We start from the raw sequence: 20,731 nt of genomic DNA, 5'->3' as shown, positions 1-20,731 counted from the left end.
TCGGGGAGAAAATCAGCTGACAGATCTTGCGTTGGGGGAATAATTGATATGCGGCATGATCGCATATACGACTTGGGAGCGAGAACAGATGAAAAATTATCTTAGGGAAATATTCTCCGATATACTTCTTAGTATTGTTACAAAGAAGTACGGAACTTCACTAAATGACTATCAGCGTGAGGAGAAGGCTGACGAGATCATTCAGGAACTCCATGACAAAAATACATTTACCGTGGAAATGACGCAGGCTCTTATTGACAAGAAGGGCTTCAATACCTTTTATACCTCCAATATCGGGGGTACACCTGTGTATGCTCTCGTTAAAGAGGGAATGTTCCACAAGGTAAAGATCTGCTATTTTATTACAAGAAACAAGGATACTATAGACGGCCCGTATCTTGAAAAGATATATGAAGAGCTTAGAAAACAGGCGATAGGAGAAAATATATTCCATTCGTCAGAGTTCAAGCAGGGCTGATAAAGTTTGACGAAAGGGGTTTTCATAATGAAAGCTTGCGGAAAAGTACATAAATACGGGGATAACGTAGACACAGACGTTATTATCCCTGCAAGATACCTCAACACACCTGATATGCAGGAGCTTGCACAGCACTGCATGGAGGATATTGACGTTGACTTTGCAAAGAACGTTCAGAAGGGCGATATAATGGTAGCAAAGAGCAATTTTGGCTGCGGTTCATCAAGAGAGCATGCGCCTGCTGCTATCAAGGCGAGCGGAATATCCTGCGTTATAGCAAAGACATTCGCAAGAATATTCTACAGAAACGCTATAAATATCGGACTTCCTATCATTGAGTGCGAGGAAGCTGCCGAGAAGATAGATAACGGTGACGAGGTGGAGATAGATTTCGACAGTGGCGTTATCACAAACAAGACCAAGAATGAGACCTATCAGGGTCAGTCATTCCCTGAGTTTCTTATCAATATCATCAACAGCAATGGTCTTCTTAACTCACTTAAATAAGATATTTTGAAGCTTTAAGGGGGATCTCTCAAAAGAGGTCGCCCTTGAACTGTTTCTATGAAGGGGTGAAGCTATGATAGCTAAAAAGCTATTTGCGGCACTTGCAGCAGGGGTAATGCTGGTGTGCAGCGCAGGCTGCTCGAAAAAAGAGGAGAGCAGTAATAAATTTGAATACAGCAGCAAGGATTTTCTGCCTTTTATGGTAATGGTGGACGGCAGCAAGATAGACCTGACCCTAAACTCTGCAGAGATAAACAGAAAGCTTGGCGGCAGTTTTGCAAGGGAAACTGCTTCAAACAGCAGTATAGTGCTTGTGGAAAAGGACGAAAAAACCGATAAAAAAGGCGTTACAACAAAGACCTTTGCCTGCAATAAGCCTGAGATAAATGGTGCTGGATTCTCCACTTTCAACGGACTTTGGGCGAATATAGACGAAGCAAGCATAGACAGCACTGTTTCACCCAACAGCATAAAGGTCAAAGGCTCTGATGGTTTGTCTTACTACTGGTCATATTATATGGACGGCGAGGAGATAGACTATAGTCAGGTGAACTTTGACGGCACTGATACGGCGGACAGTTATATGCAGTATCAGCTCAAAGGCATGGCTGCTGACGATTATTGCAAAAAGAAGCTTATTGACGGCGAGTGTTCGGTCTATACAGGCATTTTGTTCATGACAGCCGAAAAGCAGAGCTATTCCTGCGAGATAAGCGTTTCGACTTTAAATTCTGAGGAGGAAAAATAACATGGAAAAGAAAATAACAGTTATAAAGGGTGACGGGATAGGCCCTGAAATAGTAACAGAAGCACAGAAGGTCCTCGACAAGGTTGCTGAAAAGTTCGGTCATAAGTTTGTTTATACTGATATCCTTATGGGCGGCTGTTCTATAGATAAATATGGCGTTCCGCTTACAGACGAGGCTGTCGAGATAGCAAAGAACTCAGACGCAGTTCTGCTTGGCTCTATTGGCGGAAATACTTCCACTTCACCATGGTATAAGCTTGCTCCGAACCTCAGACCTGAAGCCGGACTCCTGAAAATAAGAAAAGAGCTTGGTCTGTTCGCTAACCTGCGTCCTGCAAATCTTTATCCTGAGCTTAGAGAAGCTTGCCCGCTTAAAGATGACATAATCGGTGGCGGCTTCGACATGATGATAATGAGAGAGCTTACAGGCGGTCTGTATTTTGGTGCGAGAAAGACAGAGAATGTTGACGGCGTTGAAACTGCCGTTGATACTCTTACATATAACGAGAACGAGATAAGAAGAATTGCTATCCGTGGCTTTGACATCGCCATGAAGAGAAAAAAGAAAGTTACAAGCGTTGATAAGGCTAACGTTCTTGATTCTTCAAGACTTTGGAGAAAGGTAGTAAACGAGGTAGCTAAGGATTATCCAGAAGTCGAGCTTGAGCATATGCTCGTTGACAACTGCGCAATGCAGCTTGTAAGAGATCCTAAGCAGTTTGACGTTATCCTTACAGAGAATATGTTCGGTGATATCCTTTCAGACGAAGCCGCTATGATATCAGGCTCACTTGGTATGCTGGCTTCCGCTTCACTGAATGACACAAAGTTCGGTATGTATGAGCCTAGCCACGGCTCTGCACCTGATATCGCAGGACAGGATAAGGCTAACCCTATCGCAACTATCCTTTCAGCTTCAATGCTTCTGAGATTTTCTTTCGATATGGATAAGGAAGCAGACGCTATCGACAATGCTGTCAAGAAAGTCCTTGAAGCAGGCTACAGAACAGGTGATATCATGTCAGAGGGCATGAAGCTCGTTGGCTGTAAGGAAATGGGCAGTCTTGTTGCAGATATGATATAACAGCACGATACCAGTTTTCAGACGGTGATAATAAATGTATTATTATATTTTCGGAATAACAGACAAGGGAAATTACCGTGAACAGAATGAGGACTGCATTTTAATAGACCACGAGGTCATCAACAGCGGCAGCTATGAATCAACTGTCGCTGCTCCTTTTATTGCAGCCGTTTGCGACGGCGTTGGTGGAGAAAATGCAGGAGAGGTCGCCTCGGAGCTTTGTTTAAGGCATCTTTCCATTCTTGAATATAATTCAGGGGTGGATATGAAAAGAACGCTTATCGATGTTCACAACAAAATAAAAAAGCAGGGCGTAAGGGCTGAAAACGCTGCAAATATGCAGACCACCCTGTGTTGCCTTGCAGTGGACGAGGAAAGCAGAGCTATGTGCATAAACGTTGGCGACAGCAGAATGTACCGCTATGTGAACGGCACTATCAGGCAGATATCTGTTGACCAATCCTATGCACGATATATGTATGAGCATGGCAGGATAGAAGATGTGTCAGAGCTTGAGCCACAGTATCAGAATGCCATAATATCTTCTATCGGCAGCACTCTCAATGAACCTGATGTGGCACAAACACCATTGGTGGCTGATTTTGGCAAAGAACCTGACGATATGATAATCATAGTGTCAGACGGCGTGTCGGATTACGTTTCTGAGGAAGAAATGGTGGTGGGGCTTGGTCTTGACCTTTCTGTTTCTGAAAAGCTAGGCGCTATAATGGAGCTTGCTCTCACAAACGGCGGAACTGACAATGTTTCCGTTGTGGGCATAAAGCCTTATCTTGATGATCATGAGCTTAAAACGCTCACAGCAAAAAAAGCTGTGGAAAAGACAGTGAGCGTGCAGGATATGCTTGAAAGTAAGAAGCCTGAAAAGGCGGAAGCTGTAGAGGAAAAGAAGCCTGACGAGCAGGCAAAGCTTTTCTCTGATACGGTGGACGAGCTTATGAGCCAAATGAATGAAAGTATTGACTTTTTAAAGCAGATATAGTATAATCATATATTGATATATTTTTATGATCTTAGATGTATTTTGTAATTTGGAGGAAATAAAAAATGTTGAAAGAGTTATGTGGCTCAGACGTTATAATTGAATGTTTGCTGGAGCAGGGCGTCGATACAGTGTTCGGCTATCCGGGCGGAGCAGTTCTAAACATATATGACTCGCTGTATAAATATTCAGATAAGATACACCATGTTATCACCGCCCATGAGCAGGCTGCCTGCCATGCGGCTGACGGATATTCAAGAACAACAGGCAGAACGGGCGTTGTTATCGCAACTTCAGGTCCAGGTGCTACGAACCTTGTAACAGGTATCGCCACAGCTTATATGGATTCTATCCCTATGGTGGCTATCACAGGAAACGTAACAAGAGATCTGCTTGGTCTTGACTCTTTTCAGGAGGTAGATATCTGCGGGATAACAATGCCTATCACAAAGCATAACTACATTGTGAAAGACCCTGCGGAGCTTGCTGACATTATCAGAGAAGCTTTCTATATTGCAAACGAGGGCAGAAAGGGTCCTGTTCTTATAGATATACCAAAGGATATCACAGGCGCACTTATGGTCTATGAGAAGAAAGAGCCTAAGAAGGTAGTAAATCACAATCCTGAAGGCATAAACGAGGAGATAGCTGCTGCGGCAGAGCTTATAAAGAATGCTGAGAAGCCTTTTATCTACGCAGGCGGCGGAGTTGTTTCTGCTGACGCAACAGAAGAAATGGCTGAGTTCGTAAGAAAAGTGGACGCACCTGTTTCATTGTCACTTATGGGTCAGTGCGCACTTGACAATACTAAGGACTGCTATATCGGTATGCTTGGTATGCATGGCACAAAGACAGCCGCTATGACGCTCAGCGAATGTGACCTTATGATAGTTCTTGGCTCGAGATTTTCCGACAGAGTTCTTTGCAACGCTAAGACATTTGCAAAGGATAAGAAAATCATACATATTGATATAGACCCTGCCGAGATAGGCAAGAATATCGACGTTTACAGCCATGTTACTGGAGACGTTAAGTATATCCTTGCAAAGCTTTGCGAGCTGCTTCCTGATATGAAGCACGAGGCTTGGATGAATACTGTTATGGATTGGAAAAAGCAGTATGCCCTGAGAATGGTGCCTATCGAGAGCGAGGACGAGGTGCTTCCGCAGGACGTTATCGAAGAGCTTGACAGACTTACAGACGGCAAGGCTATCATCTCCACAGAAGTCGGTCAGCACCAGATGTGGGCTGCACAGTATTATAACTTCAAGTGTCCAAGAAGCTTTGCTTCAAGCGGCGGACTTGGTACAATGGGCTACGGCTTTGGCGCAGGAATGGGCGCAAAAGTGGGCAACCCTGACAGAACAGTAGTAAACATCGCAGGCGACGGAAGCTTCTTCATGAACTGCAACGAGCTTTCTTCACTTGCAAAGCATAAGATACCGCTTGTTGAGCTTGTTTTCGAGAACGACGTTCTCGGAATGGTAAGACAGTGGCAAAGACTTTTCTACGGCAAGAGATTTTCTCAGACTAACATTGAAAGAGGAACAGACCTTATGAAGCTTGCCGACGCATTTGGCGTTGAGGGCATAAGGATAACAAAGAAATCCGAGATAAAGCCAATGCTTGAAAAGGCACTCAAATGCGGTAAGCCTTGCCTTGTGGACGTTATCATCAACAAGGATATAAACGTTCTTCCAATGGTACCTGCCGGCGCAGACGTTTCACAGCCGATAATGAATATCGAACTTGATTAAGAAATCGAAATATAGGGGGTAATAAAATGGTAAAATATCCAAATGCCGCAAGCGGTATCAAAAAGGTGTTTCTGGCAAAGATCATAGGTGTTATAGGAGTTCCGCTTGCTTTTATACCGGGGATAGGCGCACTTCTTTTGATGACTTGTACCGTAGCCGCAACTATTTTCAACGTATGGGGAATACTTGAAGCTTCAAAAGACCATAATGGTTATCAGACAGCTCTTGTTTTCACAGTGGCTGATCTTATCTTTTCAATAGTTGACACGTTTATTGACAATACTGCGATATCAAATGTTCTGAGTTTTGCTGGCAATGTAATGAACATAGCGGTGCTTTACTATATCTGCAAATCAACAGGCGAACTGCTCAGGGACGTGAAGAACTACGGGCTTGCAAACAAGGGCGACCATGTGTGGAATGTAAACAAGACCTGCCTTATTGTCATGGCAGTGTGCCTTGTTGTGGCATTTATCCCGATACTGAACATTCTCGCTGCAATTACATCACTGATAGTCGCTGTTGTGACTATCTATGCGTCTGTGGTATATCTGATCTATCTCTATCAGAGCGGACAGTATCTCAGCCTTAACACTAATTTCTAAGAGATTTGAGAGCTGTACGGCAAAGGCTGTACAGCTCGTTTTTGTAAGGAGAAACTAATGAAATTCACAAAAAAATTCAAAGAAAATGCAGCCCTTGTGGTTCTTGGCGTAGTGCTTTTTTGGGGATTGACCAACTATGATAAGTTTTTTAGACTTCTGGGCGTAATGATCGGGGTCTTGAAGCCTGTTATATTTGGCTGTATAATCGCATTTATCCTGAATGTGCCAATGTCAGGCATTGAAAAGAGGCTTTTTAAGAAGCCTAAAAAAGAGAAATATGCCAAAACTGTGGAAACGCTGAAAAGACCATGCTCGATAGTGCTGACCTTTCTGCTTTGTCTAGGCGTTGTGGCACTTGTGTGCTGGCTTATTATCCCTGCACTCATAAAGACTTTCTCTCAGCTTTCAGACGATATCCCTGTGCTTATTTCAAATATTTCCAACAAACTCAACAATTCCCCCGAGATAGCAGGGTGGCTTGACAGAATGAATATAAGCACTGCTGATATTATCGATAAGGTTACAAGCTGGCTGAAAGACGGCGTTGTGATCTTGAACACACTCAGTTCAACAGTAAGCTTTGTGACAGATCTTTTCTCAGGTCTTGTGAACTTCTTCTTGGGAATCTGCTTTGCGGTCTATATGCTTGCCGCAAAAGAGCGGCTCAAAGACCTGTGCAAGCGCATAAGCTGTGCTTTTCTCAGCAATCGTATCACCGACCGCATAAGCCGTATATGCCGTCGCTCTATCGACACTTTTGCGAACTTTCTTGTGGGTCAGACCACGGAAGCAATTATCCTCGGCTCACTTTGCGGTATTGGTATGGCTATCTTCCGCTTCCCGAATGCGGTGCTTATTGCCATACTCGTTGCCTGCACTGCACTTATCCCTATTGTGGGAGCTTTTCTTGGTTATGTGGTGGGCTTCCTGCTTATATGCGTGACGGATTTCAAGCAGGCTGTGCTGTTTTTGTTGTTCATGTTCATTATTCAGGCTATTGAGGGCAATCTTATCTATCCAAAGGTGGTAGGAAACTCGGTTGGTCTGCCGTCACTATGGACACTTTTCGCTATCACCATAGGCGGAAACCTCTTTGGCATATTCGGAATGTTCATTGCTGTTCCTGTGTTCTCTGTTATATACTGCACTTTTGGAGAGGTAGTCAACTACAGAAATGAAAAGAGAGCTGTCAAGGTGGAGGACATATCATAATAAAATAATCCGTCAAAAAAAGTTTGCACAATTTCGTGCAAACTTGAGCTTATTGACAACGTCCTAAATAAGCGGGACGTCGAGGACGCCGTCCCCTACAATTTATGTAAATACGCTGTTCATATGTTGGGGCGACCTCAGATCACCCCTTTATTATAGTTTTTCGACACACAAAAAAGGCTGCACAATTTCGTGCAGCCTTTCGCTATTTACGTTATTTCACTATTTTACATAGCTTACATGAAGCAGTTCATGCTCTCTGCCCTTGAGGATACCCTCGTAAAGCTTATCCATAAGCGGATTTTCTTCTGAACGCTTCAAAGTGCAAAGCTTGTCAGCATTGTAAAGATTAACACTGCGCTCTTTCTTCTCGTCGATAGTAGCCTTTGGCTGACCTGCGCCGCCTATACAGCCGTTTGGACAAGCCATAACTTCGATAAGGTCGAAATGCTCGCCAGCTTTCATTCTGTTCATTATGACCTCAACATTGCGAAGTCCGTTTACAACGCAGACCTTGATAGCCTTGTCGCCAAGAGGTACTTCAAGCTCTTTTATGCCCTCGAAGCCTCTTACGCCCTCGAATGCAAGATTTCTCAGGGAAGCAAGTGACTTGTCTGTGGAAACACGTCTGATAACTGCTTCTGTTACACCGCCTGTTACACCGAAGATTACACCTGCGCCTGTCATAGTGCCGAACGGCATATCAACAGCTTCCGGCTCTATCTCGTTGAACACGATACCGGCTTCTTTTATCATCATGATAAGCTCCTGAGTGGTGATGACAAAATCAACCAGCGGTTTGCCGTTCTCGTCCTTGAACTCATCTCTTGCGGCTTCTCCCTTTTTGGCAGTGCAAGGCATAACAGCAACAGAAAGTATCTTCTTGCCCTCGCCCTTGAACTTCTCGTTTATTACGGAAGCGAACATCTGCATTGGTGAGCGGCAAGTGGAAATGTTAGGCAGTATCTCGGGATACTCATTCTCAGCATACTTTATCCATGCAGGACAGCATGATGTGAACAGCGGGAGCTTTCCGCCGTTTGCAAGCCTGTCTGCAAACTCCTTTGACTCCTCCATAACAGTGAGGTCTGCAGCTGTTGAGGTGTCAAAAATGTAGTTGAAGCCTATTCTTCTAAGTGCTGCAACTATCTTGCCCATAACGTTCTCGCCGTTGTAGCCGAACTCTTTTGCCACTGCAACTCTTACAGCTGGAGCTACCTGAGCCACTGCAATAGTGTCCTCCTGATTAAGCTCTTTCCAAAGCCTGTGGCTGTCGTTCTTTATGATTATAGCGCCTGTTGGACAGACTGCCGCACACTGACCGCAGCCAACGCAGTTTGAATCGCCTATAGGCTTGTCAAATGAGCAGGCTACCTTCATTTTTGAACCTCTGAATGCAAAATCTATTGCACCAACGTTCTGTACTTCGTTGCACACTCTTACGCAGTCACCGCAGAGGATACACTTGTTGGCGTCCCTGGTGATAGATACAGAAGAATCATCGATACAAGGCTTGGACTTTGGATTGTCAAAACGTACTCTGTGGATATCAAATCTTGCGGCAAGCTCCTGCAATTTGCACTTGCCGTTTTTATCGCAGGTCGTACATTCACCGCAGTGATTTGAAAGAAGAAGTTCCAATATCATCTTGCGGTATTTTCTCAGCCTTGGTGTGTTTGTGTATATCTCCATACCATTTCTCGGAGGAGTTGAGCAAGCGGCTTCCATGCCGCCCCACTTGTTTTCCACCATGCACATTCTGCAAGCACCGTATACTGAAAGCTCAGAATAGTAACAGAATGTAGGAAGCTCGATGCCTGCCTTTCTGATAAGCTCAAGCAGATTTTTTTCACCGTTTATAGCAACGGGGATATTGTCGATTATCATAAACTCTTTATTCATAGCTAAAATTAAACCTCCTTGACAGCTTTGAAATGGCAGTTGGAAATACAAGCTCCGCACTTTATGCACTTAGAGGTGTCGATCTTGAACGGCTTTTTGATCTCGCCGCTGATCGCACCCACAGGACAGACTCTTGAACACTTTGAACAGCCCTTGCATATCTCAGGGTCGATCTGATATGTCACAAGCTTCTTGCAGTTGCCTGATGGACACTTCTTATCTCTTATGTGAGCTTCATATTCCTCACGGAAGTTCTTTATTGTAGATACAACAGGGAATGCAGCCGTCTTTCCAAGACCACAGAGAGCAGTTGAGGAGATAGTGTCGGCAAGCTCAAGAAGCAGTTCGATATCCCCCTCCTGACCGTTACCATTTACGATACGCTCAAGTATCTCAAGCATTCTCTTCGTACCCTCACGGCACGGAACGCACTTTCCGCAGGACTCGTTCTGGGTGAAATTCATGAAAAATCTTGCAACTTCTACCATGCATGACTTATCGTCCATAACAACAAGTCCGCCTGAGCCGATCATAGCACCGACTTTTTTCAGCGAGTCAAAGTCAAGCTGGATATCGAGGTTAGGTGTAACAAGACAGCCGCCTGACGGACCGCCTATCTGAACAGCCTTGAACTTTCCGTCGCCTCTCATGCCGCCGCCGATATCGAATATTACTTTTCTGAGAGAAGTTCCCATTGGCACTTCAATAAGACCGGTGTTCGAGATGTTGCCCGTAAGAGCGAAAGCCTTTGTTCCAGGGGAGTTCTCAGGGCCTATGCTCCTGAACCATTTTGCACCGTTGTTGATGATAACAGGCACGTTAGCCAGCGTTTCAACGTTGTTGAGAACTGTAGGCTCGTTGAAAAGACCATGTTCAACAGTTCTTGGCGGCTTAACTCTAGGCATACCACGCTTGCCCTCGATAGAAGCCGTCAGGGCAGAGCCTTCACCGCAAACAAATGCGCCTGCACCACGGTTTATATGTATTCTGAATGAGTAATCTGTGCCGAGTATATTGTCACCAAGCAGACCAAACTGCTCAGCCTGTGCGATAGCACCTTTAAGACGTGATACTGCCAGCGGATATTCCGCACGAACGTAGATATATCCCTCTTTTGCGCCTGTTGCGATACCGGCTATCATCATGCCTTCAAGAAGTCTGTGTGGGTCGCCCTCCATGATAGAACGATCCATAAATGCGCCAGGGTCGCCCTCGTCACCATTGCAGACTATGTATTTTGTAGGGCTTTTCTGCTTTGCAACGCTTGTCCACTTTTTGCCAAGAGGGAATCCTCCGCCTCCACGTCCACGAAGATTAGATTCTGTCATTTCGTTGAGGATATCCTCAGGTGACATATCGAGAAGTGCCTTTTCAAAGGCTCTGTAGCCGCCTATAGCAAGATATTCCTTTATGGAAGTAGCGTCAATGTGACCGCAGTGTTCAAGTACGATACGCTGCTGCATCTTATAGAATGGTATTTCTGACTGCTGGCGATATATTTCACCGTTTTTCTTGTAGCACAGTCTTTCAACGCACTCGCCATTGCAGATAGTCTTGTCAACTATCTCGTCAACATCGTCAAGTTTCACCTTAGTGTAAAGCCAGCCCTCCGGCTCTATTCTAACAAGTGGACCCATTTCGCAGAAGCCGTGACAGCCGCTTCTTTTTACGCCGATAGCGCCATCGTGGATATCATCATCATGTGGCTCGTCAGCAAGTGCTACCACGCACTCCAATCCCTTTGCGGAGATAGTTTCGATAAGCTTCTGGTATATGTTCAGCGAACCGCCTGCAACACAGCCTGTACCTGCGCAAACAAGCACTTTTCTAGCCTGCTTGTCAACAAGCTTACCATACTGTTCACGGGCGTTGTCAAGATCGTATTTCGTTTTCAGCAGCATATTATTCAGCCTCCTTTTCTCTCAGTTCCTTAAGCAGAGCCGCAGCCTTGTCAGGATTCATCTCAGGGTGAACAACATCGTTCACAGTGAGAACAGGGGCAAGTCCACAAGCACCAAGACATGAAACAGTTTCCACTGTGAACATCAGGTCGTCAGTGGTGGTTTTCTTTTCGCTAAGACCAAGCTCTCCTCTGAGATATTCGAGAATAGGTATAGATTTTCTTACATGACAGGCAGTGCCATCACAACATTTGATAACGTATTTGCCCTTTGGCTCGAGAGAAAAATTCTCATAAAAGGTCGCAACGCTGTATATTCTTGCTTCGCCTGTGCCAAGCTTTTTTGCAAGATATGGGAATATTTCCTTTGGAAGATAGTGATATATCTCCTGAATATCCTGCAATATGGCTATGACCGCTGTTTTTTCATGATTTTCAAGAATTTTGTCGATCGGTGAATAATCAAATTCTTTTGTCATAAAATTTCCTCCATATAATTAAAGTTAAATTTGATTACAAAGTCAATAATCAAGACATACTGTCAACTATAATTATATACTATATGACACAAAATGAATAATGTTTTTATTTACATGGGATATATATAATTAGAATAAGCATTGACTAACTTGTAGAAATACACATAAACGAAAACGTTTATATAGTTATAATGCATAAAAAATCGAGCCATTTCTCAATGACTCGACCTGCTGATACTATTTGATAAACTGAATTAATTATAAAAAATCATAGCCGTTTGTTTCATTAGATATACCTAACATTTCGTATATTATGTTAAGCCTTGCGAATACTTATCTCTCCTGAGGAAATATATTCTTCTCTGCCGTCCTCATATCTGACGTGCAGGCGGCAGTCCTCATCAGCCCCAAGCATTGTGGCAGGAGTTTTTTCGCTTCCTCTTATGACGTTTATCTTCTCGCCTACCCAAAGCAAGCGTTTTCTGTATTCTGGGTAAAAGCTGTTTTCTTCAAAGCTGTCATAAAGACGCATGAAATTGTTTATTATCTCTGCGGCTATTCTGTTTCGCATATCGCTTTTTCTTTCGTGGAATATCGGTCCTGCGATATCTCTTATTGCCTCAGGAAAACCGCCTTCCGGCTCGTAGGTGTTCACACCGATACCAAGCACAGCGTAGTCAAGTCCGCCGCTTTCCATGCTGAAAGAAGCCTCCGTGAGTATTCCGCATATCTTCCTGCCGTTTATGTAAATGTCGTTCACCCATTTTATGTCAGGCTTTTGATCACTGACCTTTTCCACAGCAAGGGCAACTGAAACTGCAGCAGCAGTGGTTATCTTAACAGCGTCAGCCGCAGCCATGTCAGGGCGGAGAAGAATGCTCATGTAAAGTCCCGAATCAGATGGCGAGAAGAAAGAACGTCCAAGCCTTCCACGCCCCTGGGTCTGCATACCTGCAATGACTATCCTGCCCTCGGGCACACCCTGATTTGCATAGTCTTTGAGTACCAGATTAGTGGAGCTTACTTCCTTGTATACCTCTATTTCAAGCCCCTGACGGTCAGGGTCAAGATATTTTTTTATGCCTGCAAGGGAAAGTATATCAGTGTTTTCATCAAGGGAATAGCCCTTGTTCGTCACCGCAGAGATAGGGTAGCCGTTTTCCTGCAAAGCTTTCACAGCTTTCCAAACAGCCCCACGGGTACAGCCCAGCGTGTCAGCAAGCTGTTCGCCTGAAAGATATTTGCCCTTGTTATCGTCGAGAAGTTCCAGCACTTTGTCTTTTATTGCCATAAAAAATGCCTCCTTAATGAGATAATTATAGCACAAAAGGTCAAAGTGTTCAACCCTCACCCTAAAAAATCCCTAGCCTACTCCACATTAAGAAACCATTAAGAAAAAATTGTGCAAAATGACGGATAATAATATTTGCATTTTGCACAGCTATGTTGTATAATATAATAGTATATGTATGAATTGAAACAGAAAAGGACGATGACAATGTTTTATAACCTTTTGGCTAAGACTAATAATACTACATTGGTGCTGCTTGTGCCAATGCTGTGCAGTTTTCTTATTGCTTTTTTCAGCCTGAAATTTTTCAAACGCATTTTGCCTAAAGATCAGGGCAGAGCGTTCGCTGTGAACGGTGCTCTTTCTGAGGGCAAGCCCCGTGGCGCAGGAATTATCTTCGTGACTTCCTTTACCCTTTGCACAGCACTTTTCTATCCTCTCGATATCGAGAATATAATCTATCTCGTGCTTGTATATGCTGCCATGCTCAGCGGATATTTTGACGATGCTGCTGAAACTCCTTGGGGCAACCTGAAAAAGGGCCTTATCGACCTTGTTATATCTCTTGGCATTGCGTTTACATACTATTTTTATAACGGCTCGCAGGTGAAGCTTTATATCACAGATTCCACTTTCACTATCCCTACACCGCTGTTCATAATCCTTGCAGGCGTCCTCGTTTGGACGGCTATCAACGTTACAAACTGTACAGACGGCGTTGACGGGCTATGCGGTTCATTGGTCATGACAGTTCTTCTGCCACTTGCATTTATGGTGACAAAGAGTGGTGCGGCTGATATGCTCCTTCCTATGATAATGTTCGTGACGCTTGCGGCTTATTTGTGGTTCAACTGCTCGCCTAGCCAGATGCTCATGGGTGACGCAGGCTCGAGAGCGCTGGGCGTTTTCCTTGCGGTGATGTTTTTGAAAACTGCCGCACCGTTCGCATTTATCCCTATGGCTATAGTTATCATACTTGACGGCGGACTTGGACTTCTCAAGCTTTCTTTCAGACGTTTCCTGAAAATAAAGAATTTTATGGAGGGCATAAGAACTCCTCTTCACGACCATGCAAGAAAGAACAAGGGCTGGTCTGATACTCAGGTAGTAATAAGATTTACAATTTTGCAGATAATAGTAAATCTGTGCTTTATGGCATTCGTGCTGTAAAAAATATGTGTGGGACAAAAACGGTCTGACCTTTTAATGGACAGGCTGAAAATTCGGAGATGATGAAAATAAAAAAGAACCTGAAATATGTCCTTAATATATTCTTTATTGTGGTCATAGGCTGGCTGACAGTCAGACTGCTTTTCAGAGGAGAAGAATTTTCCGACATAGTGGCGGATCTTCACCTTGCAAAGAAAAGCTGGCTTGCAGTGGGTGCTGTGTGCGTGTTCTGCTATGTGGCAGGGGAGTCGGTCATAATAAAGTATATGCTGAGGCTTTTTGAAGTAAAAACTCCTTTCAGGCGTTGTTTGAAATATTCGTTTATAGGCTTTTTCTTTAGCTGTATAACGCCGTCTGCTTCCGGCGGACAGCCTGCGCAGATGTATTACATGAAGAAAGACGGCATAAAGATAGGCTTTTCCACCTTGATAATGCTTATCATCACCATAGCTTTCAAGGCTGTGCAGGTGCTTCTTGCAGTGGCGTTCCTGCTTTTCAACTTTGGCTTTATAAAGCTTCATGTGGGACGGCTTTGGTGGCTTCTGCTTATCGGCTTTATACTGAATATCGCCTATATCGCAGGGCTTGTGTTTATTTTCTATAAGCCTTTGTGGGCGAGAAAAATGGGCATAAAGCTTATAAATCTTCTGACACGCATAAGGATACTCAAAGAAAAGAACAACGAAAAATACATAAACAAAATAAAGCGTATCTGCGACAATTACATGATCGGTTCGGAATATATAAAGAGCAATGTGCATACTGTGATAAATATTTTTCTTATCACACTGGTGCAGAGACTGTTCCTGCTGGCTGTCACATGGATAGTGTATAAGTCCTACGGCCTTAGCGGAACAGGTTTTTGGAATATTATCGCACTTCAGACTATGATAGGTGTTGCAGTTGAAATGTTGCCATTGCCTGGTGCGGCAGGCGTAACAGAGGGTTGCTTCACATATATGTTCATGAGCATTTTCACCGCAGAGCTTGTAAAGCCTGCAATGCTACTGAGCCGTGGACTCAGCTTCTATTTACTGCTGATAATGAGCGCATTGGTAACGTTCGTGGCTCACTTTATCGTTATGAGGAATGATAAGAAGAATGGTCTTGAGGAGTCGCAGGAAGTTAAAAAAGAAGTCGAAAAAGAATGAGAGGAAAAGAAAAAATGATCGGTTTTTATAATTATTCGGTAATACTCACATACATAGGACTTGTTTCGTCAGTGTTCGGGATCACTCAGGTCTTTGAAAATCATATGTCCATAGCCTTTCTCTGCCTGCTTCTTTCGGGTATCTGCGACCTTTTTGACGGTAAGATAGCAAGAAGCATGAAAAACAGAACAGAGCATGAAAAGGTGTTCGGCATACAGATCGACTCACTGTGCGACCTTGTTTGCTTCGGCGTTTTCCCTGCTGTAATAGGCTATCACTACAATTCAGTTTATCCGCTTCGTCTTATCGCAAGCATTATGATAGTTCTGGGCGCTGTTATCAGACTTGGCTACTTCAACGTTATGGAGGAAGAACGTCAGAGAAACACAACAGAGAACAGAAAAGAATATAAGGGTCTGCCTGTTACAACAGTTGCTATGATACTTCCTCTGCTGTTCATGGGTCAGCACAATATACCGAGAAATATTTTTCCATTTGTTTTCCATAGCTTTATGATACTTATTTCAATACTCTTTGTATTGAAAATAAATGTCAAGAAGCTTTCCATGAAGGGCGTGCTGATACTCTTTACTATAGGTGCGATAATCCTTCTCGGCTATCTTAAAATGCAGCATATAATCTAAGATAAAAGTTACCTGAATGGGAAATGTTTTTGCCGGACAGGTGTGTGAAAAAACAGGTCGTCGGGGGTGTCGTCCCCTACAATAATGTAAATAAAAGGAGAGAAACAGATGAAATATCGTGACAGACAGGGCAGAGAATACGAACAGACCACATCTCGGGATAGCTTTCTTGCGGCTGCCTACAGCTCGGCAATGGGCAGGGCGCTTATGAAATTTCTCGGCTGTCCGATATTTTCAAAGTGTGCAAGAGTGATACTTGACAGCAAGTTCTCAGTGCCTTTTATTTTTGGCTTTGCAGAAAAAAACGGAATAGATATGTTTGACTATGAGGAAAGAATGTATCGCTCATTCAATGATTTTTTCACAAGAAAAATAAAGCCCGGTAGACGTTTTATCACTAAGGACAAGAATCTGCTGGTGTCACCTTCAGACGGCAAGGTGACTGCTTATAAGATAACACAGTCTGATACCTTTATTATAAAGAATGCAGTGTATAATACCGCCTCGCTTCTCAGGGACAGCAAGCTTGCAAAGCGTTATGAGGGTGGCTATGCAGTTATCATCAGACTTTCAGTGGACGATTATCACCGCTATTGCTATTGTGCAGACGGTGTAAAGAGCCACAACAGAAAGATAAATGGTATTCTTCACACTGTGAACCCTGTGGTGAACAATTATCTGCCTGTTTTCAAGGAAAACTCCAGAGAATATTGCATGATAAGAACGGAGCAGTTCGGAGATATTATTCAAATGGAAGTCGGTGCTCTTATGGTGGGCAAGATATCAAATCTGCACACTGAGGGGGGCGTAAAGGTCACAAAGGGCGAAGAAAAGGGCTATTTCGAGTTCGGCGGCTCAACTATCCTGCTGCTTCTTGAAAAGGACAAGGTAAAGCTTTGCGATGACCTGCTTAAAAATACGAGGGAGGGCTTTGAAACTAAGCTTCTTCAAGGCTCGGTGCTTGGCGAAAGTCTGAAGTAAAAATATCTAAGACGAAAAAAATATAGGCAAGGGGCATGGTTGATGTACAGATTGAATTATGAACAGTTCGACAGAGATAATCAATATATAGGAAACGATCTGGGTGCGGTCATGAAAGAGGGCAAAACTGTGTTCAAAACATGGTCGCCGCTTGCAACGGGAGTTTATCTTAATCTGTATCTTGACGGCGAGGGCAAAAGCCGTCTTGAAAGCCTGCCTATGGAAAGGCTTGACCACGGTGTTTGGTATGTGGAGATACTCCGTGACCTTGACGGTGTTTTTTATACCTATACATTTGAGTTTGACCACAAAACAAGGCATGAAACTATAGATATCTATGCAAAAGCCTGCGGAGTCAACGGAAACGTTGGTGCGGTGGTGGATTTCAAGACCACCGACCCTGAGGGTTGGGATAAGGTCAAGAAGCCTAAGTGCAGAAACGCCTGCGACGCAGTGGTGTATGAGTGCCACGTCAGAGATTTTTCTGCGGACAGTTCATCAGGCGTTGTCCCTGAGCATAGAGGAAAGTATGTGGCTTTTGCCGATAAGGGTACGAAATATCAGGGCGTGAACACTTGTATCGAGCATCTCAAAGAGCTTGGAATCACCCATGTTCACCTGCTTCCTGTGGAAGATTATGCCACTGTGGACGAGAGCAAGCCTTGGCTCAATCAATATAACTGGGGTTATGATCCTAAGAACTTCAACTGCCTTGAGGGTTCATATTCCACAGACCCTTATGACCCTAAGTGCAGGATAAGAGAGTTCAAACAGCTTGTTATGGCACTTCACGAGAACGGCATCGGCGTTGTAATGGACGTGGTATACAATCACACTTACTATACCGAGGAGTCAGCCTTTGAGCGTTCTTTCCCATATTATTATCATAGAATAAGAAATGACGGCTCTTTTTCAAACGGCTCGGGTTGTGGAAACGAAACGGCTTCAAACCACATGATGATGAGAAAATTCATGATAGATTCTCTCAGATTTTGGGCAACGGAATATAAGATAGACGGCTTCCGCTTTGACCTTATGGCGCTTCACGATATTGAAACTGTGAACATTATAAGGGATGAGCTTAACAAGATAGACCCTCAGATACTAATGTATGGTGAGGGCTGGACGGGAGGAGAGTCACCGCTCCCTGCTGATAGGCTTGCATATAAATGGAATTCATATCAGTTTGGAAGAGTTGGACTTTTCAACGATAACATCAGAGATTCCATTAAGGGCGGTACTTTTAATCCATATGACAAGGGCTTTGTCAGCGGAAACAGAAATGCGGCTTCTACCCTAAGGCGTGGTATAGCCGGCTCTGTGCCACACTATCAGATAAATGATGCAAAAGAAGCTTGCTGGGCATTTGAGCCTACTCAGGCGGTGAATTACTGTGAGGCTCATGACAACAATACTTTGTGGGACAAGCTTTGTATATCGGCAAAGAATGACAGCGAGGACGTAAGGATAAAAATGGATAAGCTTGCAGCGGCGATAGTGATACTTTCACAGGGCATGCCGTTCATACAGCTTGGTCAGGATTTTCTTAGGTCAAAGCCGAGGATACTCAAAGAGGGCGAAGAGCCTAATGATGTGAATATCTATTCCCATGACAGCTACAATGCGCCTGACTACACTAACTCCATAAAGTGGAACAGAAAGCTTGAATATAAAGAGGTCTTTGAGTATTACAAGGCTCTTATAAGGCTGAGAAAGGGAAGTCCGCTTTTCCGAATGAACACTAAAGAGGACGTGAACGCACATCTTCATTTTATGCATAATGACGATTGGAACTGCGTAAGCTGGAAGCTTGAAAAAGACGGAGAATGTTATGTTATCGCACTTAATCCTTACTACGAGAACAGGGGCTTCGGTCTGCCTGAGGGAAGCTTTTATCTCAGGCTTGATGAAAGTGGCAAGATGAACAAACAGCCCGTTTCAGGCAGTTTCGTCTGTCCACCGCTGTCGGCTGTGGTTTATAAGAGGATAAAGAATATCTGACAGTCCCGTTAATAAAATGACAAATAAATATTAACAATAAATTAATGTATATATCTTGCAGATAGAGTATAATTAAATTATTGGATCGAGAAATATTAAGGCAAAAGATACAAAAAAATTAAACAATGGAGGAAATCATAGTATGAAGAAGTTTTTGGCAGGTTTCTGTGCTGCGGCAATTGCAGCAGGCTGCATGGGAATGACAGTCATGGCAGACACGGAGGCAACGGACAAGCTCACCTCTTATGAGGCAACAAGCGACAATGTTAAGCTTATCGGTCGTACCTACAGAAAGGGCGACACAACGATACTTGGCTATTCTGCAAGCGGTATCGAGTTCAAATGCACAGGCACAAAGGCTGTTTTCAATGTAAACGGCAGCGTAGGTGAGGCAAGAATTGGCGTATTTGTAAACGGCAAGCTTGTTAAGCAGGGCTACATAAAAAATAAGAAGACAAACGCAGTTGAGGTAGAGCTTCCTGAGGGCGAAAGCACAGTTAAGCTCATAAAGCTTTCAGAAGCTGCACAGAGCGTTATCGCAATTGACAGCTTTGAGGTAGACGGCAAGCCACAGCCAACAGAGGCAGCAAAGCATTCTATCGAGTTTATTGGTGACTCTATCACTTGTGGATACGGCGTTGATGATCCACTTGGAAAGTCATTTTCTATCTACAACGAGAATGCCGCAAAGACATATGCTTACAAGGCAGCACAGAATTTTGGCGCTGACTACAGCTTTGTATCAGTAAGCGGAGCAGGTGTGATCTCTGGTTATTCAGGCAACGGCAAGATAAATGACGCACTGCTTGTGCCAAATTTCTATGATAAGTTCTGCTTTACATGGAGCTGGTTCGACGGTGAACAGACAGCTAATTATGATTGGGATTTCTCACAGTATCAGCCTGAGCTTATCGTTGTAAATCTTGGTACAAACGATAACTCATACACAAAGGGCGACGCTGATAAGTGTGCTGAGTTTGAAAAGGGCTATGTAAATTTCCTCAAGGAGATAAGAGCTAAGAATCCAAATTCTGAGATACTTTGTACACTCGGTATTATGGGACAGGAGCTTTATCCTTCTATTACAGATGCAGTTGACGCTTATAAGACTGAAACAGGCGACAGCAAGGTATCAGTTTTCCAGTTCAGCGTTCAGGACAGCGAAAACAATGGTTATGCAGTTGACTATCACCCATCAGCTGTTTCACAGAAGACAGCAGCTTATGAGCTTACATATGCTATTGAAGGCATTTACGGTTGGGAGAGAGTTGAGTTGGTTAACGACGGCGTTGACGAAATGACAAAGGACGACGACGTTGAGTTCAATAACGTTGTTGAGGAGTCGTCAGGTGAGGAGAGCAGCGAGAGCAAAGCAGAGGAGTCATCTTCCGAGGCTTCTTCTGAAGCAACAAATGACAGCAGCGCAGCGGCTTCATCATCAAAGACAACGACAAATCCTAACAGCACCACAAACCCTAATACAGATGCGGCAATGGGCATAAGTATAGGTCTGGCAGCACTTGCAGGTGCAGCTATGGTGGTTTCTAAGAGGAAGTAATAAAGTAGATATTTACACCGCACAGAGGTAAGACTTTGTGCGGTGTTTTTTTATATGGTTGGTCGTAACATTTCAGGGTGGCTTTGCCGACAAAATGTACGCTTTAACGCAAAAAACTCCCCCATGCAGAAAAACCTCTGCATGTGGGATATTTTCATAAACGATAAAAATTACTTCTTTGTAGTCACACTCTTTGAAGCCGACCAAGCGCCATAATACTTAGTACCCTTTACAGTTGTGTACGAACGAACACGAACGTAATA

18 protein-coding genes are annotated in these 20,731 nt (G+C 43.8%); 14 read left to right on the top strand and 4 right to left on the bottom strand.

Annotated elements, in window-relative coordinates; all coding sequences use genetic code 11:
• Positions 1 to 88: 88 nt before the first annotated feature.
• The 8 genes from AB5Z01_RS10655 to AB5Z01_RS10620 all read left to right on the top strand — a co-directional run bounded on the left by AB5Z01_RS10655 (position 89) and on the right by AB5Z01_RS10620 (position 7,391).
• Positions 89 to 478, top strand: a complete 390-nt coding sequence (locus tag AB5Z01_RS10655; protein WP_022288467.1) for a hypothetical protein — start codon at positions 89 to 91, stop codon at positions 476 to 478.
• A 27-nt stretch (positions 479 to 505) separates the two neighbouring features.
• Complete coding sequence (gene leuD, locus AB5Z01_RS10650) at positions 506 to 985, top strand: 3-isopropylmalate dehydratase small subunit (RefSeq protein ID WP_022288466.1); 480 nt, start codon at positions 506 to 508, stop codon at positions 983 to 985.
• A 73-nt stretch (positions 986 to 1,058) separates the two neighbouring features.
• Positions 1,059 to 1,733 carry a hypothetical protein gene (locus tag AB5Z01_RS10645; protein WP_368365528.1) on the top strand — a complete coding sequence of 225 codons (675 nt, stop codon included), beginning with the start codon at positions 1,059 to 1,061 and terminating at the stop codon, positions 1,731 to 1,733.
• A gap of 1 nt (position 1,734) precedes the next feature.
• The gene (leuB, locus tag AB5Z01_RS10640) at positions 1,735 to 2,817 is read left to right on the top strand and encodes a 3-isopropylmalate dehydrogenase (RefSeq protein ID WP_287214426.1); all 1,083 of its coding nucleotides are present in this window, start codon (positions 1,735 to 1,737) and stop codon (positions 2,815 to 2,817) included.
• Between the two features lie 34 nt (positions 2,818 to 2,851).
• The gene (locus AB5Z01_RS10635) at positions 2,852 to 3,817 is read left to right on the top strand and encodes a PP2C family serine/threonine-protein phosphatase (protein ID WP_022288463.1); all 966 of its coding nucleotides are present in this window, start codon (positions 2,852 to 2,854) and stop codon (positions 3,815 to 3,817) included.
• A gap of 65 nt (positions 3,818 to 3,882) precedes the next feature.
• Positions 3,883 to 5,574, top strand: coding sequence for a biosynthetic-type acetolactate synthase large subunit (gene ilvB / locus AB5Z01_RS10630; RefSeq protein WP_287214428.1), 1,692 nt, complete (start codon positions 3,883 to 3,885; stop codon positions 5,572 to 5,574).
• Positions 5,575 to 5,600: 26 nt separating this feature from the next.
• Positions 5,601 to 6,179, top strand: a complete 579-nt coding sequence (locus AB5Z01_RS10625; protein WP_046440089.1) for a hypothetical protein — start codon at positions 5,601 to 5,603, stop codon at positions 6,177 to 6,179.
• Positions 6,180 to 6,236: 57 nt separating this feature from the next.
• Positions 6,237 to 7,391, top strand: coding sequence for an AI-2E family transporter (locus AB5Z01_RS10620; RefSeq protein WP_046440086.1), 1,155 nt, complete (start codon positions 6,237 to 6,239; stop codon positions 7,389 to 7,391).
• A 222-nt stretch (positions 7,392 to 7,613) separates the two neighbouring features.
• Here AB5Z01_RS10620 and AB5Z01_RS10615 read toward each other — a convergent pair whose 3' ends face one another.
• From AB5Z01_RS10615 to AB5Z01_RS10600, 4 genes are all read right to left on the bottom strand, one after another.
• On the bottom strand, positions 7,614 to 9,293 hold the full coding sequence (locus AB5Z01_RS10615; RefSeq protein WP_038670850.1) for a [FeFe] hydrogenase, group A: 1,680 nt from the start codon (positions 9,291 to 9,293) through the stop codon (positions 7,614 to 7,616).
• A gap of 8 nt (positions 9,294 to 9,301) precedes the next feature.
• Positions 9,302 to 11,194, bottom strand: coding sequence for an NADH-quinone oxidoreductase subunit NuoF (gene nuoF, locus AB5Z01_RS10610; RefSeq protein WP_195220682.1), 1,893 nt, complete (start codon positions 11,192 to 11,194; stop codon positions 9,302 to 9,304).
• 1 nt (position 11,195) lies between these two features.
• Complete coding sequence (locus tag AB5Z01_RS10605) at positions 11,196 to 11,672, bottom strand: NAD(P)H-dependent oxidoreductase subunit E (protein WP_022288457.1); 477 nt, start codon at positions 11,670 to 11,672, stop codon at positions 11,196 to 11,198.
• 316 nt (positions 11,673 to 11,988) lie between these two features.
• Complete coding sequence (locus AB5Z01_RS10600; protein WP_022288456.1) at positions 11,989 to 12,963, bottom strand: biotin--[acetyl-CoA-carboxylase] ligase; 975 nt, start codon at positions 12,961 to 12,963, stop codon at positions 11,989 to 11,991.
• Positions 12,964 to 13,170: 207 nt separating this feature from the next.
• On the opposite strand from AB5Z01_RS10600, the gene AB5Z01_RS10595 reads away from it, so the two are divergent.
• The 6 genes from AB5Z01_RS10595 to AB5Z01_RS10570 all read left to right on the top strand — a co-directional run bounded on the left by AB5Z01_RS10595 (position 13,171) and on the right by AB5Z01_RS10570 (position 20,468).
• Positions 13,171 to 14,133: a phospho-N-acetylmuramoyl-pentapeptide-transferase gene (locus AB5Z01_RS10595; protein WP_287214432.1), complete on the top strand. Its 963-nt coding sequence runs from the start codon at positions 13,171 to 13,173 to the stop codon at positions 14,131 to 14,133.
• A 62-nt stretch (positions 14,134 to 14,195) separates the two neighbouring features.
• The gene (locus AB5Z01_RS10590; RefSeq protein ID WP_368365527.1) at positions 14,196 to 15,284 is read left to right on the top strand and encodes a YbhN family protein; all 1,089 of its coding nucleotides are present in this window, start codon (positions 14,196 to 14,198) and stop codon (positions 15,282 to 15,284) included.
• A 14-nt stretch (positions 15,285 to 15,298) separates the two neighbouring features.
• A complete protein-coding gene (locus AB5Z01_RS10585) occupies positions 15,299 to 15,928 on the top strand; it encodes a phosphatidylcholine/phosphatidylserine synthase (RefSeq protein ID WP_022288453.1) in 630 nt (209 codons plus the stop codon).
• Between the two features lie 108 nt (positions 15,929 to 16,036).
• Entirely contained in the window at positions 16,037 to 16,909 is an 873-nt protein-coding gene (locus tag AB5Z01_RS10580) for a phosphatidylserine decarboxylase (RefSeq protein ID WP_368365526.1), read from the top strand.
• Positions 16,910 to 16,951: 42 nt separating this feature from the next.
• Positions 16,952 to 18,910 carry a type I pullulanase gene (pulA, locus tag AB5Z01_RS10575; protein ID WP_287214437.1) on the top strand — a complete coding sequence of 653 codons (1,959 nt, stop codon included), beginning with the start codon at positions 16,952 to 16,954 and terminating at the stop codon, positions 18,908 to 18,910.
• Positions 18,911 to 19,052: 142 nt separating this feature from the next.
• Positions 19,053 to 20,468 (top strand): SGNH/GDSL hydrolase family protein, encoded by a 1,416-nt coding sequence (locus AB5Z01_RS10570; RefSeq protein WP_287214439.1) that lies wholly within the window; start codon positions 19,053 to 19,055, stop codon positions 20,466 to 20,468.
• The last annotated feature ends 263 nt before the right edge of the window (positions 20,469 to 20,731 follow it).

The sequence above is a fragment of the Ruminococcus sp. RTP21359st1_H3_RTP21359_211015 genome, from assembly GCF_040909065.1.
Classification (GTDB): Bacteria; Bacillota; Clostridia; order Oscillospirales; family Ruminococcaceae; genus Hominimerdicola; species Hominimerdicola aceti.
The sequence above is the reverse complement of the archived record's forward strand: the minus strand, read 5'-3'. Positions and strand labels throughout refer to the sequence as shown.

What these genes read in the sequence shown, in the direction of transcription:
- AB5Z01_RS10655 (WP_022288467.1), top strand. Translation starts at nt 89, where the DNA reads ATGAAAAATTATCTTAGGGAAATATTCTCCGATATACTTCTTAGTATT.
- leuD (WP_022288466.1), top strand. Translation starts at nt 506, where the DNA reads ATGAAAGCTTGCGGAAAAGTACATAAATACGGGGATAACGTAGACACA.
- AB5Z01_RS10645 (WP_368365528.1), top strand. Translation starts at nt 1,059, where the DNA reads ATGATAGCTAAAAAGCTATTTGCGGCACTTGCAGCAGGGGTAATGCTG.
- leuB (WP_287214426.1), top strand. Translation starts at nt 1,735, where the DNA reads ATGGAAAAGAAAATAACAGTTATAAAGGGTGACGGGATAGGCCCTGAA.
- AB5Z01_RS10635 (WP_022288463.1), top strand. Translation starts at nt 2,852, where the DNA reads ATGTATTATTATATTTTCGGAATAACAGACAAGGGAAATTACCGTGAA.
- ilvB (WP_287214428.1), top strand. Translation starts at nt 3,883, where the DNA reads ATGTTGAAAGAGTTATGTGGCTCAGACGTTATAATTGAATGTTTGCTG.
- AB5Z01_RS10625 (WP_046440089.1), top strand. Translation starts at nt 5,601, where the DNA reads ATGGTAAAATATCCAAATGCCGCAAGCGGTATCAAAAAGGTGTTTCTG.
- AB5Z01_RS10620 (WP_046440086.1), top strand. Translation starts at nt 6,237, where the DNA reads ATGAAATTCACAAAAAAATTCAAAGAAAATGCAGCCCTTGTGGTTCTT.
- AB5Z01_RS10615 (WP_038670850.1), bottom strand. Translation starts at nt 9,293, where the DNA reads ATGAATAAAGAGTTTATGATAATCGACAATATCCCCGTTGCTATAAAC.
- nuoF (WP_195220682.1), bottom strand. Translation starts at nt 11,194, where the DNA reads ATGCTGCTGAAAACGAAATACGATCTTGACAACGCCCGTGAACAGTAT.
- AB5Z01_RS10605 (WP_022288457.1), bottom strand. Translation starts at nt 11,672, where the DNA reads ATGACAAAAGAATTTGATTATTCACCGATCGACAAAATTCTTGAAAAT.
- AB5Z01_RS10600 (WP_022288456.1), bottom strand. Translation starts at nt 12,963, where the DNA reads ATGGCAATAAAAGACAAAGTGCTGGAACTTCTCGACGATAACAAGGGC.
- AB5Z01_RS10595 (WP_287214432.1), top strand. Translation starts at nt 13,171, where the DNA reads ATGTTTTATAACCTTTTGGCTAAGACTAATAATACTACATTGGTGCTG.
- AB5Z01_RS10590 (WP_368365527.1), top strand. Translation starts at nt 14,196, where the DNA reads ATGAAAATAAAAAAGAACCTGAAATATGTCCTTAATATATTCTTTATT.
- AB5Z01_RS10585 (WP_022288453.1), top strand. Translation starts at nt 15,299, where the DNA reads ATGATCGGTTTTTATAATTATTCGGTAATACTCACATACATAGGACTT.
- AB5Z01_RS10580 (WP_368365526.1), top strand. Translation starts at nt 16,037, where the DNA reads ATGAAATATCGTGACAGACAGGGCAGAGAATACGAACAGACCACATCT.
- pulA (WP_287214437.1), top strand. Translation starts at nt 16,952, where the DNA reads ATGTACAGATTGAATTATGAACAGTTCGACAGAGATAATCAATATATA.
- AB5Z01_RS10570 (WP_287214439.1), top strand. Translation starts at nt 19,053, where the DNA reads ATGAAGAAGTTTTTGGCAGGTTTCTGTGCTGCGGCAATTGCAGCAGGC.